Below are 3,642 nucleotides of genomic sequence, written 5' to 3'. Positions count from 1 at the left end.
AAGCATTACAGGTCCTGGCGGAACGCATTATATCCGCGAATTTCTTAAACGCGGGCTGTTATCTCCTGATGCTATAGCTGATTATACCCGGGTTAACGGCTTTTTTAATAATATTGTTGACAATATTATATTATCTAATTTTTATGCTATTCACAAATCTCTTATTCCTCATTTTGACAATTTTCTTGGCGGAGGTACTTCTGGTCAGATAAAACCCTTAAATGTTGAGAGTCTTGATTCTGCTTTTGTTGTTGTTATTCCAACTGAAAAGTTAGCTTCTGGCAATGATATTGGTTTAGGTCGTTTACTTGGAGGTCCTCGTGGAGTGGTGAATTTTTATTTGAATAATCGACGATTTGGTGGCGCTCTTATCCGCCCCAATCCCATAGTTAATAATGGTGTTGTAAATGATTCTTTATTATTTGTTTACGGGGTTCACTTATTCCCCGGAGGCACTTCACCTCCCTGGCCTGAGAGTGAAATCAGTACTTTTTTAGAATTATCTCCTTTATTACCGCCTATATACGATAATTTTCTTACTGATCCTTTAAAAGTTGTTTTTCGCCGTGATTCTTTATGGCAGGGTAATTTCGGCACTCGTAACGTGCATGTTTTCGCAAGAGATCCTGATTTCAATCTTACTATAGGCACGACATCCTTGGTTGGTACTTATACTAATCGTTCGGGCTTAGAGGCTTACATGTTAAATTCATTTGGTATTGTTAACGGAGTAAAAATCCCTCTTGGTTTCCTTTATGTTGATGATTATCTTGCTTCTTTATCAGGAGCAACTATTTTTCAGGGAGGTCTTTCACGTCCTGATTCTTCTGGTTTTGTATTAACTCCTGCAGGACAAGCAATAATGGCTATTAACGGTATGTTTCCTGCTGGTTACATAATATCAAGCAATCCTAACCCTTCTAATAAGTTGTATGGTAAGACTGATTTTGATCAATAACTATCATTATTAAACGTTAATATGATTCAATCATTATTTTCAAGCAGACAAGACCCCTCCGACCCCGTCGGGGCCACCTCCCCGTCATAAGGGGAGGAGCTCCAAAGCCTGCACTTCCGACGCCACTCCATAACCCTCCCCCTTCTCATGGGGAAGGCCTCCGAAGGAGGGAGGGGGTCCCCGGTCGCTCAGAGACCGGAGGGGATCCTGTCCATGGTCTCTTCGCCGTTTCCGGCAGGATCCCGCCCTTCGGCTCAGCCTCCGAGGTCCTTCATCTCTTCCGGGGTCCGCGTCAACAGGCCCTGCTTCTTGAAATAGATCATCGTCGTGTCGAGCGTGCCGTGGCGCATGCGCTGGCGCACTTCCTCGACGCTCATGCCGTCGTTGAGCCAGAGCAACGCGGCCGTATGCGTCAGGCTGTGCGGCGTGATGCCGGGGCGTTTGAGGCCGGCCTTCTTGAGATACCCGTTGATCCGGCTGCGCACCGAGCGGGTGTTGAGGCGCTGCCCCTCGGAACGGCGCCCGTGTGAAACGAACAGCGGATCTTCGGGGCGGATGCGCCCGCGCGTGTCGAGGTAGAGACGGATCGCGTCCATCACCGGAGGGTCGACGGGAGCCTGCTGATCCTTGACGGTGCGCCCCTTGCCCTGCACCCGGAGATACCAGCCCATGAGCGTCTGCTCCAGATCCTGAAGGTCGGCGCGGACGATCTCGATCTCGCTCAACCCGGCAAAGAGCATCATGTAGATGATGGCGCGATCCCGCTTGCCGATCTGCGTGACGGCATCGACGACGTCGAGCAGGCGGTCGATCTCCGTCTTCGTGAGCACCGAACGCGAGTGGGTGCTCGGCCGTCGGTTGCCCTTGACCGCGCGCGCCGGGTTCTCCGCGAGCAGCCCGATGTCTACGAGATACTGGCAGAACCGTCGCAGCGCCGTCAGATACGTGGAGACGGACACCTGGTGCAACCCGCGCGTCTCCATGAGATATTTTTTGTACGCCTCCACCCCGTCCACCGTGAAGTGCCTGCCCCCTTCCCGCTTCCGGAGCACGAACCAGCGCTCGAACTCGTGGAGCGACCGGCGGTACGTGCCCACCGTCTCCGGGCTTTTCTCCTTCAAATACTCGCGGAGGAAATCCTGGATGCGATGCTGCACCTCGGTCAACGTGAGTTGAAGCGGTGGTGGGGACGGACCCGATGCCTTGCTCGTCATGGAAACCCCGGGGATCGTGCGCTGACGGCCTAACGATGGCGCATCCGTTCCGCATCTCTCGAACGGGGCTCCACACGCCGGAACCACGCGCCGAAGGAGCAGCGAACCCTTCACGCCATACCTGAAAGCCGCGCCCCGCTCCGGCGTCCAAATCTCATAAAAATAACGGACCCTCGACCACGGGGACGACTTCCCCATAATCAAGGGTCCGCTTCGGACATTGTCAATAACGGCCTTTCAGATTCCCGGATTTAATCGCTTCCCCCCTCACACCTCTCCGTTCGGATCGAACGACTCGAGCACGGAGACGAGCTTCTGGAGGAACGACGAGGCCATCGCACCGTCGATGATACGGTGATCGTACGAGAGCGAGAGGTACATCATGTGGCGCACGGCGATGATGTCGCCGAGGCCCGGGTCCTCGATGACGACGGGGCGTTTCTTGATGGCCCCGGTGGCGAGGATGGCGACCTGCGGCTGGTTGATGATGGGCGTGCCCATGATCGAGCCGAGCGAGCCGATGTTCGTGACGGTGAACGTGCCGCCCTGGAGTTCGTCCGGCTGAAGCTGTTTGCTCCGGGCGCGCGCGGCGAGGTCGGCGGCCACACGGGCCAGGCCGGCGATGTTCAAATGCCCGGCGTTGCGGATGACCGGCGCGAGCAGCCCCGACCGCTCGATGGCGACGGCAATGCCGATGTGGAAGTCGTGTTTGACGATGATGCGCTTGCCTTCGACCGAAGCGTTGAGGATCGGATGCTCGCGCAGGGCTTCGACGGCGGCGTATACGAAGAAGGGGGTGAAGGTGAGCTTGACGCCTTCCCGCTTGAAGAACGCCTCCTTGTTGCGCTCGCGCAGCCGCACGAGGTTCGTCACGTCGGCCTCGGCGAAGGAGGTGACGTGCGCCGAGGTCTGCTTCGAGCGGACCATGTGCTCGGCGATGATCTGCCGCATCCGGTCCATCTCGATGATCTCGACGCGACCGCTCTCGCCGGCGCGCACCACCGGAGCCGGGGGGGGCGCGGCGGGACGTGCGGGCGGAGCCGGCGCTTCGGCGGGACGCGCTTCGGCGGAGCGCTTCCGCGTTTCGAGGTATCGAAGCACGTCCTGTTTGGTCACGCGGCCCTCCCGGCCCGAGCCGGGGATGGCGGCGAGCTCGCTCATCGTCAGCCCCTCTTTCTCGGCGATGGACCGCACGAGCGGCGAATAGAAACGTCCGTTGGCGTCCTGGCGGGCGATGCCCCCTCCCGCTTCCACCGGGGCGGCCACGGCGCCGTCACCCGAAGGCGCAGCTTTCGGCGCAGGCGCGGCTTTCGGCGCAGGCGCCTGTGCGGGCGCGGGCGTCTCGGCCACCCGGGGGGCAGGGGGCGCGGGGGAGGGCGTCTGCGCGGCCCCGGCCTCCGTGGCGATGACGGCGATCTTCGTGCCGACCTCCACCGTCTCACCTTCCGGGACGAGGATCTCCTTGAGCAC

Annotated in this window: 3 protein-coding genes; 1 reads left to right on the top strand and 2 read right to left on the bottom strand. The window is 58.1% G+C overall.

Features of this window, described 5'->3' with window-relative positions; translation table 11 throughout:
• Nucleotides 1-958 (top strand): hypothetical protein (locus AC1HIY_RS15160; RefSeq protein ID WP_479577642.1); only part of this gene is annotated, 958 nt, incomplete at its 5' end.
• 254 nt (nt 959-1,212) lie between these two features.
• On the opposite strand, the gene AC1HIY_RS15155 is transcribed toward AC1HIY_RS15160, so the two are convergent.
• Nucleotides 1,213-2,172, bottom strand: coding sequence for a tyrosine-type recombinase/integrase (locus tag AC1HIY_RS15155; protein WP_479577641.1), 960 nt, complete (start codon nt 2,170-2,172; stop codon nt 1,213-1,215).
• 267 nt (nt 2,173-2,439) lie between these two features.
• Nucleotides 2,440-3,642, bottom strand: a 1,203-nt coding sequence (locus AC1HIY_RS15150; protein WP_479577640.1) for a dihydrolipoamide acetyltransferase family protein, incomplete at its 5' end; no start/stop codon positions are given.

Source organism: Rhodocaloribacter sp. (assembly GCF_056451265.1).
Note: the sequence above shows the minus strand (reverse complement) of the source record. Positions and strands in the feature narration are given on the sequence as shown.